This window comes from Burkholderia sp. S-53, from assembly GCF_025560745.1.
Classification (GTDB): Bacteria; Pseudomonadota; Gammaproteobacteria; order Burkholderiales; family Burkholderiaceae; genus Burkholderia; species Burkholderia pyrrocinia.
This window is the reverse complement of the sequence record NZ_CP090484.1, coordinates 1,877,453-1,894,438: the sequence shown is the minus strand read 5'-3', so window position 1 is coordinate 1,894,438 and position 16,986 is coordinate 1,877,453. Positions and strand designations below refer to the sequence as shown.

At 68.6% G+C, this 16,986-nt stretch carries 15 protein-coding genes; 12 read left to right on the top strand and 3 right to left on the bottom strand.

The genetic code is table 11. From position 1 onward, the window contains the following. Position 1: 1 nt before the first annotated feature. Complete coding sequence (locus LXM88_RS30640) at positions 2-1,486, bottom strand: flavin monoamine oxidase family protein (protein ID WP_126368298.1); 1,485 nt, start codon at positions 1,484-1,486, stop codon at positions 2-4. A gap of 439 nt (positions 1,487-1,925) precedes the next feature. Between LXM88_RS30640 and LXM88_RS30635 the strand changes: the two genes are divergently transcribed. The 12 genes from LXM88_RS30635 (at position 1,926) to LXM88_RS30580 (ending at position 13,744) form a co-directional block, all read left to right on the top strand. Continuing rightward, a complete protein-coding gene (locus tag LXM88_RS30635; protein WP_126368299.1) occupies positions 1,926-2,663 on the top strand; it encodes a response regulator in 738 nt (245 codons plus the stop codon). Next, entirely contained in the window at positions 2,660-3,745 is a 1,086-nt protein-coding gene (locus LXM88_RS30630; RefSeq protein WP_126368300.1) for an ATP-binding protein, read from the top strand. The genes LXM88_RS30635 and LXM88_RS30630 overlap by 4 nt, the downstream gene beginning before the upstream one ends. A gap of 276 nt (positions 3,746-4,021) precedes the next feature. Further along, positions 4,022-5,287: an ABC transporter substrate-binding protein gene (locus LXM88_RS30625; RefSeq protein ID WP_412524175.1), complete on the top strand. Its 1,266-nt coding sequence runs from the start codon at positions 4,022-4,024 to the stop codon at positions 5,285-5,287. Continuing rightward, positions 5,271-6,230, top strand: a complete 960-nt coding sequence (locus LXM88_RS30620; RefSeq protein ID WP_262543174.1) for a carbohydrate ABC transporter permease — start codon at positions 5,271-5,273, stop codon at positions 6,228-6,230. Before LXM88_RS30625 ends, LXM88_RS30620 begins: the two co-directional genes overlap by 17 nt. Further along, the gene (locus LXM88_RS30615; protein WP_412524144.1) at positions 6,218-7,066 is read left to right on the top strand and encodes a carbohydrate ABC transporter permease; all 849 of its coding nucleotides are present in this window, start codon (positions 6,218-6,220) and stop codon (positions 7,064-7,066) included. The genes LXM88_RS30620 and LXM88_RS30615 overlap by 13 nt, the downstream gene beginning before the upstream one ends. Before the next feature lie 10 nt (positions 7,067-7,076). Further along, positions 7,077-8,111: an NAD(P)-dependent alcohol dehydrogenase gene (locus LXM88_RS30610; protein WP_126368303.1), complete on the top strand. Its 1,035-nt coding sequence runs from the start codon at positions 7,077-7,079 to the stop codon at positions 8,109-8,111. A gap of 3 nt (positions 8,112-8,114) precedes the next feature. Then, positions 8,115-9,308: an ABC transporter ATP-binding protein gene (locus LXM88_RS30605; RefSeq protein WP_262543168.1), complete on the top strand. Its 1,194-nt coding sequence runs from the start codon at positions 8,115-8,117 to the stop codon at positions 9,306-9,308. A gap of 29 nt (positions 9,309-9,337) precedes the next feature. Beyond that, positions 9,338-10,279: an AraC family transcriptional regulator gene (locus LXM88_RS30600; RefSeq protein WP_262543167.1), complete on the top strand. Its 942-nt coding sequence runs from the start codon at positions 9,338-9,340 to the stop codon at positions 10,277-10,279. Beyond that, positions 10,276-11,742 (top strand): xylulokinase, encoded by a 1,467-nt coding sequence (xylB, locus tag LXM88_RS30595; RefSeq protein WP_262543166.1) that lies wholly within the window; start codon positions 10,276-10,278, stop codon positions 11,740-11,742. Before LXM88_RS30600 ends, xylB begins: the two co-directional genes overlap by 4 nt. A gap of 82 nt (positions 11,743-11,824) precedes the next feature. Further along, positions 11,825-12,880 (top strand): MerR family transcriptional regulator, encoded by a 1,056-nt coding sequence (locus tag LXM88_RS30590; protein WP_262543165.1) that lies wholly within the window; start codon positions 11,825-11,827, stop codon positions 12,878-12,880. 31 nt (positions 12,881-12,911) lie between these two features. Continuing rightward, positions 12,912-13,199, top strand: a complete 288-nt coding sequence (locus LXM88_RS30585; protein WP_262543164.1) for a barstar family protein — start codon at positions 12,912-12,914, stop codon at positions 13,197-13,199. 107 nt (positions 13,200-13,306) lie between these two features. Then, a complete protein-coding gene (locus tag LXM88_RS30580; RefSeq protein ID WP_126368309.1) occupies positions 13,307-13,744 on the top strand; it encodes a GNAT family N-acetyltransferase in 438 nt (145 codons plus the stop codon). 31 nt (positions 13,745-13,775) lie between these two features. On the opposite strand, the gene LXM88_RS30575 is transcribed toward LXM88_RS30580, so the two are convergent. Both LXM88_RS30575 and LXM88_RS30570 read right to left on the bottom strand, forming a co-directional pair. Beyond that, complete coding sequence (locus LXM88_RS30575) at positions 13,776-14,606, bottom strand: peptidylprolyl isomerase (RefSeq protein ID WP_126368310.1); 831 nt, start codon at positions 14,604-14,606, stop codon at positions 13,776-13,778. A 287-nt stretch (positions 14,607-14,893) separates the two neighbouring features. After that, positions 14,894-16,828 (bottom strand): SMP-30/gluconolactonase/LRE family protein, encoded by a 1,935-nt coding sequence (locus LXM88_RS30570; RefSeq protein ID WP_262543163.1) that lies wholly within the window; start codon positions 16,826-16,828, stop codon positions 14,894-14,896. Between the last annotated feature and the right edge of the window lie 158 nt (positions 16,829-16,986).

Sequence of the window (16,986 nt, the reverse complement as noted above, 5' to 3'; positions counted from 1 at the left end):
CCTAAGCACGACGTAGCGCATTGAGCGCCTGAAGCGCGCTTTGGTGACCGGATCGCACGGCGCCGTCCATGTAGCCGGCCCAGATGTTCGCGGTCTCGGTGCCCGACCAGATCAGGTTGCCGCACGGCGCGCGCAGCGCGTCGCCGTGCGCACTCCAGAAACCAGGCGGGATCGCCGACACGCACGTGAGCGTCCACGGGTCGGCGAGCCCCCAGTCGCGATCGTGGTACGACACCGGCGCACGCGCTTCGTCGCCCCATGCCTGCGCATAGAGATCCATGTGCATCTGCTTCGCGGCCTGCGGATCCGACGGCACCAGCGCATTCCGGACGAACGCGTTGATCACGCCGATCTCGCCGCCCGGCGGCGAATTGTCGTAAGCCCAGAACACCGGCCCGTCGGTCTGGAAGATGTGGCCGTTCAGGCCCTTGTCGCGCCAGAACGGCCGGCGGTAGACCATCGCCGTCTTGCGCGCCGGCGAATGGGCCGGCCAGGCACGCTGCAGCGCGACGCGCTTGTCGGGCAGCGGCGGGTCGAACTGCACCTGGTGGCACAGCGCCGGGTGAAGCGCCATCACGACCTTTTTCGCGCGCACCGTGCCGCGATCGGTTTCCAGCGTCACGACGTCGCGATCCCAGCCGACGATCCGCCGCACCGGCGACGACAGCCGCACCTTGTCGCCCAGTTGCTGCGCCATCCGGATGCTGAGGATCTGCGAGCCGCCGACGAAACGGGTTTCCTGCGCGCTGTGCTTGATCGAGTCGAGTTGCGCGTAATCGCAATCGGCGGAGTTGATCATCGACAGGAAGTGCAGCAGCCCCATCTTCGCCGGCGCGACGCCGCCCGACAGCGAGATCGACGCGTTCCAGCCCATCCGGTCTTCCGCCTTGATGCCCTGCGTCGCGAGCCAGTCGCCGACCGACAGCCGGTCGAGTTCGCCGGCTTTCGGCGACGTCCACGGCGCACCGGACGGCACGTCGCGCGACAACTTGCTCAGCTTCGCCGCGACGGCCTCGTCGGTGCCGAACGTGCCCTCCAGGTCGAGCTCGGCGCGCCCGTCGCCGCCGAGGATCACTGTCTTGCCCGCGTAGTAGCTCGGGAACGTGCCGACTTCCAGCTCGCGGGCGAGATCGGCGACCGCCGTCTGGCCCGGGCCGATCCACTGGCCGCCGACTTCGGTCACGAAGCCGCCGCCCACGTCGTAGTTCAGCGTGCGGCCGCCCACGCGGTCGCGCGCCTCGAGCACGACGAAGGATTCGCAACCCGCGTAGCGCAGGTCGCGCGCGGCCGTCAGGCCGGCCAGCCCGGCGCCGACGATCGCGACATCGAGTACGTCGCCGTCGTGGCCGGCGGCAGGCGCTGCATCGGCCTTCGCCCGTGCGGCGCCGAGCGCGAGACCGCCCGCCGCGACCGACGCGCCCGCGACCTTGAGCCACTGCCTGCGCTGCAGGTCGGCCGCCCCGCTGATGGATGACTTCCTGGACATGATCTGTGAATGACGCCTGCAATGGGCGCGAACGCCGGCCGCCCTGGCGGCAGGCGGCCATCGTTCGCGCGGAATCCGACGACGGGATGCGATCCCGATCCGCTTCACCTGCCACCGCCCGCCTGCCCCTGACGGGGCGCGAATCCGGTTCGCATTCCTGCCTGTACACGCGCCGTACTGCTCCGTACCGGTAAGGATTTTCCGGCGCCCTGAATTAGTACATATTGCAAAAGTTAGGTCATGATACATAAAACAGGATCGAAAAAAAAAGACAGGGTATTCCCCTGTCGTGCGGCGCATTGCAGCGCTTCCGAAAGGTCGCGGAAAGACGGCGCACGCGACGGCGATCGGCGCGGCCGCGCCCGTCTCCGTTCGGTTGCGCGGGCCGTACGGTAGTATGGCGATTCGATGGAACCCCGATGGATCTGAACGAGTGGCCATGCCCGAATTTTCTTCTTCTCCCGGCGCCGGCCAAGGCGCGCAAGCGCTCGTCCTCATCGCCGAGGACGAACCCGAGATCGCCGAGATCCTGACCGCCTATTTCGCGCGCAACGGCCTGCGCACCGTGCACGCCGCCGACGGCCGCCGCGCACTCGAACTCCACCTGTCACTGAAGCCCGACCTCGTGCTGCTCGACGTGCAGATGCCGCACGTCGACGGCTGGAAGGTGCTCGCCGAGATCCGACATCGCGGCGACACGCCGGTCATCATGCTGACCGCGCTCGACCAGGACATCGACAAGCTGACCGGGCTGCGCATCGGCGCCGACGACTACGTGGTCAAGCCGTTCAACCCCGCCGAAGTCGTCGCGCGCGCCCAGGCGGTGCTGCGCCGGTCGATGGCCGGCTCGCGCCAGGACGAGCAGCGCGTGCTGCGCGCCGCGCCGTTCGAGATCGATCTCGAGCACCACGAAGCGACGGTCGAAGTCGACGGCGCGCGCCACACGCTCGTGCTGACGCTCACCGAATTCAAGCTGCTCGCGCAGCTCGCGCGCGCGCCGCGCCGCGTGTTCAGCCGCGCCGAGCTGATGGCCACCTGCCTGCCGGAAGGCGACGCGCTGGAGCGCACGGTCGACAGCCACGTCAGCAAGCTGCGCAAGAAACTCGACGATCTCGGCGTCGCGGGCGTGCCGGCCAGCGTGCGCGGCGTCGGCTACAAGCTGTGGAGCGGCGAGTGAGACTCGATGGCCTGAGCCGCCAGATTGCGCTGACGATGGGCGCGATCGCGTTCGGCATCACGGTGTTGATCGTCGTGACGGCCTATGCGTTCTACTACCTGCTGTACCAGTACTCGCCGGAGTCGTTCAAGCCGGAGAGCTGGCTCCCGAGCGGGCCGGAGTGGGTGTGGATCACGTCGACCACGCTGGTCGGCCTGCTGATCGCGATCGTCGTCGCGATCAACCTGTCGCGGCGCATCCTCGTGCCGCTCAATTCGGTGACGGACAGCATCCGCCGCGTTGCCCGCGGCGATCTCGGCGCACGCGCGGTCGCCGGCGACCGTTCGCTGAAGGAAGCGGCGCTGCTCGCCGACAACTTCAACGCGCTCGCGAGCGAACTGCAGCGCGTGACCGACGAGCAGACGTTCTGGAACGCGGCGATCGCGCACGAGCTGCGCACGCCGGTGACCGTGCTGCGCGGCCGGCTGCAGGGGCTCGCCGAGGGCGTGTTCACGCCGAGCGACGCGCTGTACCGCAGCCTGCTCGCGCAGGTCGAAGGGCTGACGCGGCTGATCGAGGATCTGCGCGTGGTCAGCCTCGCCGACAGCGGCCACCTGAGCATCGAGATCCGCGACACCGATCTCGCCGCCGAGGTACGCGCGGTGGTCGACGTGTTCGCGCACACGCTGCAGGCCGCCGGCCAGCATCCGCAACTCGATCTCGACCCGCGGCGCATGTGCTGCGACCCGGTCCGCATCCGCCAGGCATTGCTCGCGCTGCTGGAGAACGCGCGCCGCCACGCGGTGCCGGGCACGATCCGGATCCAGACGCGCATCGAGAACGGGATGTGCCGGCTGCGCGTCGAGGATGACGGCCCGGGCATCCCGGCCGAATTCGCGCCGCACGTGTTCCACGCGTTCCGGCGCGTCGACGAGTCGCAACCTGGCGGCAGCGGCCTCGGGCTCGCCGTCGTCGCGGCGATCGCGCATGCGCATCGCGGCGAAGCGCTGTGCGAGCCGACCGGCGCGGGCGGCACGCGGTTCGAGGTGCGATGGCCCGACGATCTCGTGCCGGTGCCCGAAAGCGAGCGCTTCCCGGCGTAACGCGCGGGCCTCGCCGCTCACGCGCGCGGTTCGCGCCCCGACCTGTTCGAGCGGCGGGCTGAACCGGCGCATTCTCCCCGATGCCCGGCGCGGCGAGAAAGAGCCCGCCACCGCCCGACCACCACATTTTGTGCATCGCACGACCAACCCTGAGCAAAAAGTATCGGTTCCCGAACTCTTTTGATGTGGTGATCGCATCGCCCGCGTCACACCATTGTTCCTGCCGTCATCGGCGGCATTCGAACAAGCAGAATCAAGGAGACACGGGTGAACAAGATGCGAATCGTCGCAGCCGGCGTGCTGCTCGGCGCCTGTCTGCCGGGCGTCGCGGCCGCGCAAACCTGCAAGGTGCCGACCCTTCGGGTGCTCGCGCAGAAGAGCCTCGGCCTGTCGGTGATGGAAAAGTCGCTGGCCGACTACGAGAAGAAGAACGGCACGAAGGTCGAGATCAGCTATTTCGGCGAGAACGACCGCCGCGCGAAGTCGCGGCTCGACGCGTCGACCGGCGCGGGTTCCTACCAGATCTACTACGTCGACGAGGCGAACGTCGCCGAATTCGCGTCGGCCAACTGGATCGTGCCGCTTCTGAAGTACTACCCGAAGGACTACGACTACGACGACTTCCTGCCCGGCCGCCGCGCGGTCGCGAGCTACAACGGCGTCGCGTACTTCGCGCCGCTGATCGGCGGCGGCGACTTCCTGTTCTATCGCCGCGACCTGCTCGACGCCGCGCACATCCCCGTGCCGAAGACGCTCGACCAGCTCGTCGCCGCGATCAAGCAGCTCAACGCGCCGCCGAAGCTGTACGGCTGGGTCGCGCGCGGCCAGCGCGGCTCGGGGATGAACGTGTGGCGCTGGTCGCCGTTCATGCTCGGCATGGGCGGCGCATGGACCGACAAGGGCGGCCAGCCCGCGTTCAATTCGCCGGGCGCGGTGAAGGCCACGCGGCTCTACAGCGACCTGTTCAAGTACGCGCCGCCGGGCTCGGCGACCTACGACTGGAGCAACGCGCTCGAAGCGTTCCGCTCGGGCAAGGTCGCGTTCATGATCGAATCGACGCCGTTCGCCGACTGGATGGAAGACACAAGCAAGTCGAGCGTGGCCGGCAAGGTCGGCTACACGCGCCCGCCCGCGCCGCTGCCGTCGGCCGCGTACGGCCACGGCTTCGCGATCTCGGCGGTCGGCGCGAAGGACGACTGCACGCGGATGGCCGCCGGCCGCTTCATCGCATGGGCAACCAGCAAGGACCAGGAGCAGGCGCGGCTGCGCAACGGCGTGTTCAGCGACTACAACCGCTCGAGCACGATCGGCAGCCCGTACTTCAAGCAGCACGTCGCGCCGCAGATCCAGGCCGGGCTGAACGACACCAACCCCGTCACGCAGGTGACGATCTGGCGCACGCCGCAATGGCCGGATATCGGCGACAACCTCGGCATCGCGCTCGAACAGGTGTTCACCGGCACGCAGACGGATATCCGCGGCACGCTCGACGACGCGGACCAGTACGCGAAGGACGCGCTCGAACATGGCGCTCGCAAATGACGGCGCCGGCGGACGCGCGCTCGGCGTCCGCCCGGCCTCTTCCCCACCGTCGGCCCGGCGCGGCCGCGCGCGCCGCGACCGCACGAGCCTGCCGTGGGTGTTCCTCGCGCCGACGCTCGCGCTGCTCGCGGTCCTGAGCCTCGTCCCGACGATCGCCGCGATCAACCTCGCGCTGCGCAACCGCGTGCTGCGCTACCCGGACAGCGAATTCGTCGGCCTGCGCAATTTCGTGCGACTCGCGTCCGATCGGCGCTTCCTGAACGCGATCGAAGTGTCGGTGCTGTGGGAAGTCGTCACGGTCGCGGGCGCGGTGCTCGTCGGCATCGCGCTCGCGGTGTTCCTGTTCGAGCGCGTGCACGGCCGCTGGCGCCGCTTCGCGTCGCTGGTGCTGATCATGCCGGTGCTGCTGCCGCGCGTGTCGGCCGCGTTCATCTGGAAGTTCATGTATGCGCCGCTCACCGGGATCCTGAGCTGGCTGCTCGGCGCGCTCGGCGTCGAACACACCGCGTTCCTCGCCGATCCGCATCTCGCGCTGTACGCGGTCGCGCTCGTCGACGTGTGGCAGTGGGGGCTGTTCTTCGCGGTCGTGATCCTGAAGCTGCTGGAGACGCTGCCGCCCGAGCCGCTCGAAGCCGCGCGGCTCGACTACGCGACGACGTGGCAGGTGCATGCGTACATCGCGCTGCCGATGCTGAAGGCGCCGCTCGTGAGCCTCGTATTCATCAAGATGGTCGAGTCGCTGCGCTCGTTCGACCTGATCTACGTGATGACGAAGGGCGGCCCCGGCATCGCGACCGAGACGCTCGATCTCTACGCGTACCAGCAAGGCATCGGCCTCGCCGGCAAGGTGTCGTATGCGTCGGGCATGGCCGTGCTGATGATGGTCGCGACCACGCTCGTGTTCACGCTCATCTGGAAGAGGGTCAACAAATGGGACGACTGATGGCTCGCCGAATGGCCCGCCGCGGACCCGCTGCCGCCGCCACCGTTTCCACCGTCGCGATCGCCGGCGCGATCCTGCTCGTCGCCGCGTTCCCGCTGTTCTGGGCCGTGCTCAATTCGCTCAAGCACCTGCTCGACATCGTCACGCCGACGCCGCGCTTCTTCTTCACGCCGACGCTCGCGAACTACGAGCAGGTGCTGTCGAGCCCCGAGGTGCTGATCGGACTCGGCAACAGCATCGCGATCGTCGGCGTGGCCGTGCTGATCGGCGCGGTGCTCGGCGTGCCGGCCGCGTACGCGATCGCACGCTACCCCGTGCGCGGCAAGCGCGACATCCAGTTCTTCCTGCTGTCGCTGCGCTTCCTGCCGCCCGTCGCGGTCGCGCTGCCGCTGATCGCGATCTGGGTCGATCTCGGGCTGTACGACACGAAGCTGTCGATGATCGTCACGTACCTGCTCGTCACGCTGTCGACCATCACGTGGCTGTCGATCCCCGTGTTTCGCCGGCTGCCGCGCGAGATCGAGGAAGCCGCCGCGCTCGACGGCTACGGCCCGTACGCGGTGTTCTGGCATATCGCGCTGCCGGTGTGCGCGAGCACGCTGCTCGGCGGCATCGTGTTCAGCTTCGTGCTGGTGTGGAACGAATTGATGATCGCGCTCGCGCTGACGTCGTCGCGCAGCGCCACGCTGCCGGTGGTCGCGTCCGCGTTCACGTCGCTCGGCCAGGAAGTGCCGTGGGGCGTGATCAACGCGTCCACGGTGCTACTCGCGCTGCCGCCGCTCGTCTTCGTCGGCATGCTGAGCCGGCTGCTCAATTCGATGGTCAAGGGAAAATAAGGAGAACACGTTGAAAGCACTCGTCCTCGAACGCACGCGCGAACTCGCGCTGCGCGATATCGACCTGCCGCAACAGGTCGGCCCCGGCGACGTCCGGATCAAGGTGCATACGGTCGGCGTCTGCGGCAGCGACGTGCATTACTACGTGCACGGCGGGATCGGCCCGTTCCGCGTCGACGCGCCGATGGTGCTCGGCCACGAGGCGTCGGGCACCGTCGTCGAGACGGGCGCCGACGTCACGCACCTGCGCGTCGGCGACCGCGTGTGCATGGAGCCCGGCGTGCCGCGCCTCGATTCGCCCGCGACGCTGCGCGGGCTCTACAACCTCGATCCCGACGTGCGCTTCTGGGCGACGCCGCCCATCCACGGCTGCCTGACGCCGTTCGTCGTGCATCCGGCCGCGTTCACGTACCGGCTGCCGGACAACGTGTCGTTCGCCGAAGGCGCGATCGTCGAGCCGCTGTCGATCGGCTTGCAGGCCGCGAAGAAGGCGGCGATGAAGCCGGGCGACCTCGCGGTCGTGATCGGCGCCGGCACGATCGGCGCGATGACGGCGCTCGCCGCGCTCGCCGGCGGCGCCGCGCGCGTGATCCTCGCCGACGTCGTGCCGGACAAGCTCGCGCTGTTCGCCGGCAACCCGGCCGTCACGACCGTCGACGTGCGTACGCGGCCGCTGGCCGACGCGGTGGCCGAAGCGTCCGGCGGCTGGGGCGCGGACGTCGTGTTCGAGGCGAGCGGCAGCGCGAACGCATATGCGGGGCTCGTCGACCTGATGTGCCCGGGCGGCTGCGCGGTGCTGATCGGGATGCCGGTCGCGCCGGTGCCGCTCGACGTGGTTGCGCTGCAGGCGAAGGAAGGCCGCATCGAATCGGTGTTCCGCTACGCGAACATCTTTCCGCGCGCGCTCGCGCTGATCGCGTCCGGCGCGATCGACGTGAAGCCGTTCATCTCTCGCACGTTCCCGTTTTCCGAAGGCGTGCGCGCGTTCGAGGAAGCGGCGAGCGGGCACCCGCGCGACGTCAAGATTCAGATCGAAATGGATTGAGCCATGGCCCGAATCGTCTGCCACGCTTTGTCGAAGCACTACGACGGCGGCCCCGCCGTGCTGCATCCGCTCGACCTCGAGATCGCCGACGGCGAATTCATCGTGCTGCTCGGCCCGTCCGGCTGCGGCAAGTCGACGATGCTGCGGATGATCGCGGGCCTCGAGGCGATCACCGGCGGCGAGCTCGTGATCGGCGACGCGATCGTCAACGACCTGCCGTCGCGCGAGCGCAATGTCGCGATGGTGTTCCAGAACTATGCGCTGTATCCGCACATGACGGTGTACGACAACATCGCGTTCGGCCTGCGGCGGCTGAAGGTGCCGGCCGACGAGATCGATCGCCGCGTGCGCGACGTCGCGCGCATCCTGAGCCTCGACGCGCTGCTCGACCGCCGCCCGCGCGCGATGTCGGGCGGCCAGCAGCAGCGCGCGGCGATCGCGCGCGCGATGATCAAGACGCCCGCCGTGTTCCTGTTCGACGAGCCGCTGTCGAACCTCGACGCGAAGCTGCGCACGCAGTTGCGCGGCGACATCAAGCGGCTGCACCGGCAACTGAAGACGACCACGCTGTACGTCACGCACGACCAGCTCGAAGCGATGACGCTCGCCGACCGCGTCGTGCTGATGCGCGGCGGCCACATCGAGCAGATCGGCACGCCGGCCGAGCTGTACGGCCAACCGCACACGGTATTCGCGGCCGGCTTCGTCGGCACGCCCGCGATGAACTTCGCGGACGGCACGATCGAGCGGGTCGGCGCGAGCGTCCTGGTCGACTGCAACGGCGCACGCTGGCCGCTCGCGTCTTCACGCTTCGCACGGCTGCGGGACGGCCAGCAGGTCAAGGCGGCGATCCGCCCGAACCACCTGCGGCTCGTCGCCGAAGGCGATCCGACCCCCGGCACGCTCCCGCTGACCGGCACGGTCGAGCTCGTCGAGCTGCTCGGCGCGGAGGCGCTCGTCACGCTCGACTGGCGCGGCCAGCCGTGCGCGGCCCTCGTGCCGGCCCCGATGGCCCCTGCGCCGGGGGCCGTGGTAGCGTTTCGCTTCGACGAAGAAGCGCTGCATCTGTTCGACGCCGGCACCGAGCGCAACGTCACGCTGCCGGACGCGCACCCGATCGCGCACGCGGCGCCGCCGACGGCCGCGACGCGCGTGACGCCGCCTGCCGCGACGGGCTGGTCGACGTCCCGTCCGTAGCACGCCGGCACGCCCCGACGGAGCACACGATGAACCCGGATCTCGAGATCGTTCCCACCCACCGCGACGAATCGTTCCGCGCGTGGGTCCACGACTATCCGCACTCGGTCGCGAAGTGGCACTTCCATCCCGAATACGAGATTCACCTGATCCAGGCGTCCCGCGGCAAGGTGTTCGTCGGCGACCACATCGGCGATTTCGGCCCCGGCAACCTGATCGTCACCGGGCCGAACCTGCCGCACAACTGGGTCAGCGAGCTCGCCGACGGCGAACGCGTGCCGTCGCGCGACGTCGTGCTGCAGTTCTCGCGCGATGCGATCGAGAAGATGGTCGGCGCGTTCAGCGAGCTGCAGCCGGTGATCGAGCTGATCGACGATGCGGCGCGCGGCGTGCAGTTTCCCGACCGCGTGGGCATCGAGGTCGCGCCGCTGATGCTCGAACTCGCGAACGCGCACGGCTGCCGGCGCGTCGAAATCCTGATGTCGCTGTTCGACCGGCTGTCGTCGTGCCGCGAGCGGCGCGTGCTCGCCGGGCCCGGCTACCGCAGCGACGCGCAGCACTACATGTCGTCGACCATCAACCAGGTGCTGTCGTACCTGCAGCAGAACCTGCCCGGCATGCTGCGCGAAACCGACGTCGCCGCGTTCGCCGGCATGAGCGTCAGCACCTTCACGCGGTTCTTCCGGCGTCACACCGGCTCGTCGTTCGTGCGCTACCTGAACCGGCTGCGCATCAACGAAGCGTGCGAGCTGCTGATGTTTTCCGACCTGACGGTGACCGACATCTGCTACCGGGTTGGCTTCAACAACCTGTCGAACTTCAACCGTCAGTTTCTCGCGATGAAGCAGGTGCCGCCGTCGAAATTCCGCGCGCTGCACCGGCTCAACGAACCGCACGACCGCGGCGACGCGCCGCCCGCGCGACGCGCGCCGCCGCCGCCGCGCACCCCAGACAGGACGCTTCATCCGTGACATTTCTCGGCATCGATCTCGGCACGTCCGAGGTCAAGGTTCTGCTCACCGATTCCCGATCGGTCCCCCTCGCAACCGGCTCGGCCACGCTGTCGATCAGCCGGCCGCATCCGCACTGGTCCGAACAAAGCCCGCAGGCGTGGTGGCACGCGATGCTCGACGCGATCGCGTCGGTGCGCGCCGCGCATCCGGCCGGCTTCGCCGCGCTGCGCGGCATCGCGCTGTCCGGCCAGATGCACGGCGCGACGCTGATCGACCGCGCGGACCAGGTGCTGCGCCCCGCGATCCTGTGGAACGACACGCGCGCCGGCACCGAATGCGTGGAGCTCGAGGCGCTGGTGCCGGAATCGCGCGCGATCACCGGCAACATGGCGATGCCCGGCTTCACCGCGCCGAAGCTGCTGTGGCTCGCGAAATACGAGCCGGCCGTGTTTCGCGCGGTGCACAAGGTGCTGCTGCCGAAGGACTACCTGATCTGGCGCCTGTCCGGCGAATGCGTGTCCGATATGTCCGACGCGTCGGGCACGCTGTGGCTCGACTGCGCGCGCCGCGACTGGTCCGACCGGATGCTCGCCGCGACCGAGCTGTCGCGCGCGCAGATGCCGCGCCTCGTCGAAGGCAACGCGGCCGCCGCGCAACTGCGCGACGCGCTGCGGCGCGAATGGGGCATCGCCGGGCCCGTGACGATCGCCGGCGGCGCCGGCGACAACGCGGCGTCCGCGATCGGCATGGGCGTCACGGGCGCCGGCAGCGGCTTCCTGTCGCTCGGCACGTCGGGCGTGCTGTTCGCCGGCAACGACCGCTTCGCGCCGAACCCGGACGCGGCCGTGCATGCGTTCTGTCACTGCGTCGAAGGGCGCTGGCACCAGATGAGCGTGATCCTGTCGGCGGCCGCCAGCCTCGACTGGCTCGCGCGCGCGCACGGCACGACGCCCGGCGTGCTGGCGGCGCACGCCGAACGCGCCGATCCGGCCCGCGCGCCGCTGTTCCTGCCGTATCTCGGCGGCGAGCGCACGCCGCACAACGACGCGCATGCGCGCGGCGTGTTCTTCGGGCTGTCGAACGAACACGATGCCGACGATTTCGCGTATGCGGTGATGGAAGGCGTCGCGTTCGCGATGGCCGACGGCTACGACGCGCTGCGTGCGGCCGGCACGACGCTCGACGCGGTGTCGTTCATCGGCGGCGGCTCGAAGAGCGCGTTCTGGGCGCGGCTGTGCGCGAATGCGACCGGGCTCGCGATGCGGCGCCATGCGGATGGCGCGGTCGGCGCGGCACTCGGCGCCGCGCGGCTCGCACGGCTGGCGGCAACGAACGACAGCCTGGAGGAAGTCTGTGTCGCGCCGCCCGTCACGGAGACGGTCGCACCCGATCCCGCGTCGGTCGATCTGCTGGCGGGGCGGCTCGCACGCTATCGACGGTTGTATCGTGCGCTGCGGGACGAGTTCGCGGCCGGCGACTGAGCGTTAGCGCGATCGCGCTTGACCCGGCCCTTGGGATCGCCTTTATGCTGACCGCAACGAATCGACAGCAAAGAGGTGACGAATGGGTACCGACACGCCCCGTTTGAACGCATCGGCCGCCGCCGCGCGGCTCGGCGTCTCGATCAAGGCGCTGCGGCTGTACGAGCGGCACGGCCTCGTGACGCCCGAACGCACGCCGGCCGGATACCGCGCGTACGGCCCGGCCGACCTCGCGCGCGCCGCCGACATCGCGGCGCTGCGCAAGCTCGGCCTCGGTCTCGCGCAGGTGGCGAACGTGCTCGACGGCGACGCGCGCAGTCTCGATGCCGCGCTGGCCACTCACGAAGCGGCGCTCGATCGCGGGATTCAGGATCTCGTCGGCAAGCTCGACAGCGTGCGCGCGATGCGTGCCGGCCTGGCACGCGGGAGGATGCCGGCCGACGGCGAACTCACGCGGCTGGTCGACTCTGGCGCGGCCGGCGTCGCGTTCAACCTGCCGTGGCCGTGGGGCGGCGAATGGTTCGAGTGTCGCGACATCCGGCCGTTGAACTACATCATCGGTTCGCTGGGGAGCGGCAAGACGCGGCTCGCGCTTCGGCTGGCGGATGCGCTGCCCGGCGCCGTGTTCGTCGGCCTCGATCGGCTGGACGACGATTGTGCCGCGGCATTCGATGCATGGCGCGCCGATCCGGAACTGAAGTCGCGCGTCGATCACGCGTCGGCGCTACTCGTCGGCAACGGCGCGACGCCATCGCCAGCGCTGACCGCGCTGCTCGTCAGCCTCGAAGCGCAAGGCCCCTGCGTGCGAATCGTCGACATGATCGAACAGGATCTCGACCACGCCACGCAACGGGCGTTGATCGCGCATCTGCGCGCAGGCGCGGCCGCCGGCATGCGGCCGCTGTTCCTGCTGACGCGCTCGTCGGCGATCCTCGATCTCGCGGCGGTCGGCCCCGACGAAACGATCCTGTTGTGCCCGGCCAATCACAGCCCCCCAGCGCGCGTGGCGCCTTACCCCGGCGCGCCGGGGTATGAAGCCGTGGCCACGTGCCTGGCGGCGCCGGAGGTCCGGGAGCGGATTGCGCGGCGGCCGGAAGCGCGCGCTATGATGCTCGGTACGGAGCGCGAAATGAATTGAATGTTTCGCGACCTGTCCGTCGGAGAACATGATGGCACGCGACACGCGGGTAGAAATCGAACTCGACGATATCGAATCGACCGAACAGTTGCACGTACGGCTGATGAAGCAGTTGCGTTTCCCGGATTGGTATGGAAGAAACTGGGATGCGTTCCGGGACGCCATTACCGCACTGGTCGATATGCCGCTCATTCTCCGGCTGAAAGGCTGGTCGGAATTCGATCGCCGTTTTCCCCGCGACGCGAAGCTGATGCGCGACTGCCTGCAGGACATGACCCGGCAATATCCGGCCTTCGCATCCCGTGTCGAGTACGATTGATCGAACTCGCCGCGAGCCGCAAGATCGCGCATCCGTTCCTTCCGGACTAGCCTTTTCCGTCACATTCAGCGCCATTTCCATCGTATCGACACAGCCGCTCACCCCTCATGAAACCCGCGATCCATCTGCGTGCTGCGTCTCAGGAAGATCTTCCGTTCCTGCTGACGCTCCGTCGACTCACGATGACCGAGCACCTGGAGCGCGTCGGCGCGCCGACCGACGATGAAGCGCACGACCGGCGCATCCGCGCGAACTTCGACGACGCGATGATCGTCTGCGAAGGCGCCGACGCCATCGGCCTGCTGAAGGCGACGCGCGCCGCCGGCGAATGGCACGTCCATCAGATCCAGATCCTTCCCGCGCGCCAGGGCCACGGAATCGGCGAGGCGGTGCTGCACGCCTTGCTGATCGACGCGGCACGCGCGCGGGTGCCCGTGTCGCTCAGCGTGCTGCACGGCAACCCGGCGCGACGGCTCTACGAACGCCTCGGCTTCCGCGTCGCATCGGAAACCGACACGAGCGCGAACCTGATCTGGCGCGCATGACGCGCGGCGATTCGCCCCCGGCGCATTGCCATCACTGCGTGATCTTCGCGTCCTTCAGCAGATTGCCGATCATCTGCGCACTCGCCTTCTCGGCCGCGATCGCCTGCAACTGCTGCTGAAGCGTCGGCTTCACGGTTTCGAAACCCGGCACCTGCGTCGGCCGCTTCGCATCCAGCTTCACGATCGCGCGCACGCCATCGACCGGGATCGAGTCCTTCGTCGCCGCGCCGACCGTCAGCTTCTCGAGCGCCTGCGCGACCGGCAGCGGCAACCCGGCCGTCTTGCCTTCCGCCGCCGGCGTGTTGAAGCTCACCCACGGCAGCTCGCCGCCGGTATCGCGGCTCGGTGCCAGGCTGTACTGGCGCGCCAGCCCGTCGAACGACTTGCCGGCCTTCAGCTCGCTCAGCACGGTCGCCGCCGCGACCGCATCCTTGACGACGATCACGCGCGGCTTGTACTCGTTCTTGCCGAGCGCCGCCACGAGTTCGTCGTAGCGCGCCTTGACCTGCTCGTCGGTCACCGGCTCCGGCTTCACGTTGTCGCGCAGGTACAGCTGCACCTCGGCCGTCACCTTCGCCTGCTGCATCGCCGCCTTGACCTCGGGCTTGTCCGCGTAGTTCGCCTTCTCGGCCGCCTGCTGAACCAGCACGCGCGTGATCAGCTGATTCTTGATCGCCTGGCGGATCTGCGGCGAATCGGGCTGTCCGGACGCGCGCAGCAGCGTATCGACGTCGGCCTGCGTGATCGGCGTGCCGTTGACGGTCGCGACGGTCGCGGCCGTCTGCGCGTGGGCAAGGCCGCTCAGTGCGCCGGCCAGCGCGACGATCGTCAACAGGCGGTTCGGGGTCGTTTTCATCTTCATCGTTGGGTCGCTTCGAGCATAAGAAACGCAGCAGAGGCAGCCGCGCCCGTTCATCGTGCACGCCCGCACACCGTCCGCGGGAGCCGCAGCCATTGTGCACGGAACCGCATTTCCGCGTCGGGAGGTTCGGGAAGCGGGTTCGACGCGGCGCGGCGCGCATTGTGCCCGCGGTTCATTGCACCCGCGTTGAGCAACAATCCCACGAAAACGCATCGATTGCGCTTACGATTGCTTTCACGACTTCGCGAATGCGCCCGCTGCCCCGAAGCGGCCGCACGTTCAACCCGTCAGGGCGTCCACCGGTACACGGTGATGCTGTTCCCCTTCACGTTGTTCTTCATCACCACGTACTCGCCGTTCGACCGGCGGTACGCGCGGATGCTGTACATCGCATCGATCGCGCTGCTGGTATCGACGGTCGCGGGGCTCGCATTGACCAGCGTCGTGTCGAGATTGCCGGTGCTGAGGTTGAACGCGTCGACGTTCGGCCACAGCGGCCCGCTGCTGCTGAACCAGTAGCCGACGAACAGGTGGTTGCCCGCCGCGTCGATCGATTTCGCGCCGCTGTGCGGCAGCGTGATCACCGGGTCCGGCTTCGTCGTGTTGCCCGCGCGCCAGCCGTGATACACCTCGATGCGCGTGCCGATCGACGTCCAGTCGTTGCTGCCGAGCGCGCCCTGCGCGAGCACCATCGTGTCGCTGTCCGCGAGATAGACGATGCGCGTGAGCGGCTGGATGCTGGCCGGAATGCGGGTCGCGACGCCGGGCCCCCACGACGGCTTGCCGTTCGCGTCGAAGCCGGTCAGCGGGTAATGCGTGATCGCGCCGGTCTTGTCGAGCCCGGCCCATACGCCGCCCTGGCTGTCGATGCTGAAGCCGCCCGTCACGCGCTGCGTCGTGTTGAACGCGGGGCCCGGAATCGAGCCGTCCGGAATCGCGATGTAGCCGTTCGCCGCGTTGAAGTGATAGAAGTAGAAGACCGGCGGATTCTGGCCGGCCGCGACGAGGATCCGGTTCGCGCCGACCGACGTGAGCAGCCCGAAGTGTTCGTCGCGCTGCGTATCGCTCATGTTGATGCGCGGGTCCGACGGGTACGTGAACGGATCGACGGTGTTCGCGACGAACTTGCCGCCCGCGCCGCCGCTGTAGATGTGCGTGCCGCCGTAGAACAGCGCGCCGTCCGTGACCGGGTCCGGCGCGGCGATGCCTTCGAAGTTCAGCGACTGCAGCGTCCAGCGCAGGTTGCCGTTGCTGCCGTACGCATGAATGTCGGTCGCGCCGTTGCGGCCGAGATCCCAGCTGCCGCCCCACGGGTTGTTGAGCACATAGAGGTTGCCGCCGGTGTCCTTGCCGATCCCGGCGATGCGCGTGAAGCGTTGCGGGCCGACCTGTCCCTTGATGCCCGTCGTCGTGTCGAGATAGCCGCCGCGCACGCCGAACGTGCCGGCCAGCGCCGGCTGGCCCGAGATCGAGTAACGCTTGATGTTCTGGTCGGGGCCTTCGTCGCCCACCAGCAGTTGCCCGGCCGCCGCATCGACATACAACGCCGACGGGTGCGAACCGGCCGGCATCCGGATCGTGTTCAGCAGCGCGCCGGCCGGGCTGAAGCCAACGATCGAGCCGGCGCTTTTCTGCGCGACCCACACGTTGCCCGCGCCGTCCACCGCGAGCGCGCCCGGCGCCGACACGCTGATGTCCCGCTGCCACACGCCATCGGTCGTGAACACGCGCACGCGATTGCCGTAGAAGTCGCTCGCATAGAGCAGCGAGCCGGCCGTCGCGAGCCCGGTGACGACGTCGATGCGCGGCTGGTTGGTCGCCGCGCTGATCTGGATCACGCGGTCGCGATACTTCGTGGCGCGGCTGTACCGCCCGACCGCGCCGCTGCCGTAAGTCTTGCCGGGTTGCAGCGCGACGAACAGCGATGTCGCGTTGCCCGTGATCGCGCTGCCCTGGAATTCCGAATGCGTGCCCATCGAGCCGACGCTCTTGCCGTTCTGGTAGATCGCGACACCGCCTTCGTCTTCGTCCCACATCGACGCCGTGTAGATGACGCCTTCGGGCGCGACCCACATCGAACGCGCGACGTTGCCGACGTGGGCCGCGAGCGTGCCGTACGTGTTCGCCAGCCAGTCGGTGGTGTTGCCTGCGTGAGCGGCCGGCGCGATCGCGGCGAGCGCCGCGGCAAGAAGCGCAGCCTGAATACGTTTTCCAGCGACCATGACTGATGCTCTCCTGAATGATGCAAACATTCACATGAGGGGTCGGCCGGCCAGACGGCTTGAAATCCGCGATGCGTAAATTCTTCCGCTGAATCATCCGGCGCAGTCGGTATTACGTGCGGCATGCGTTCGATAATGAGCAGCGCGAGAATAGCGTT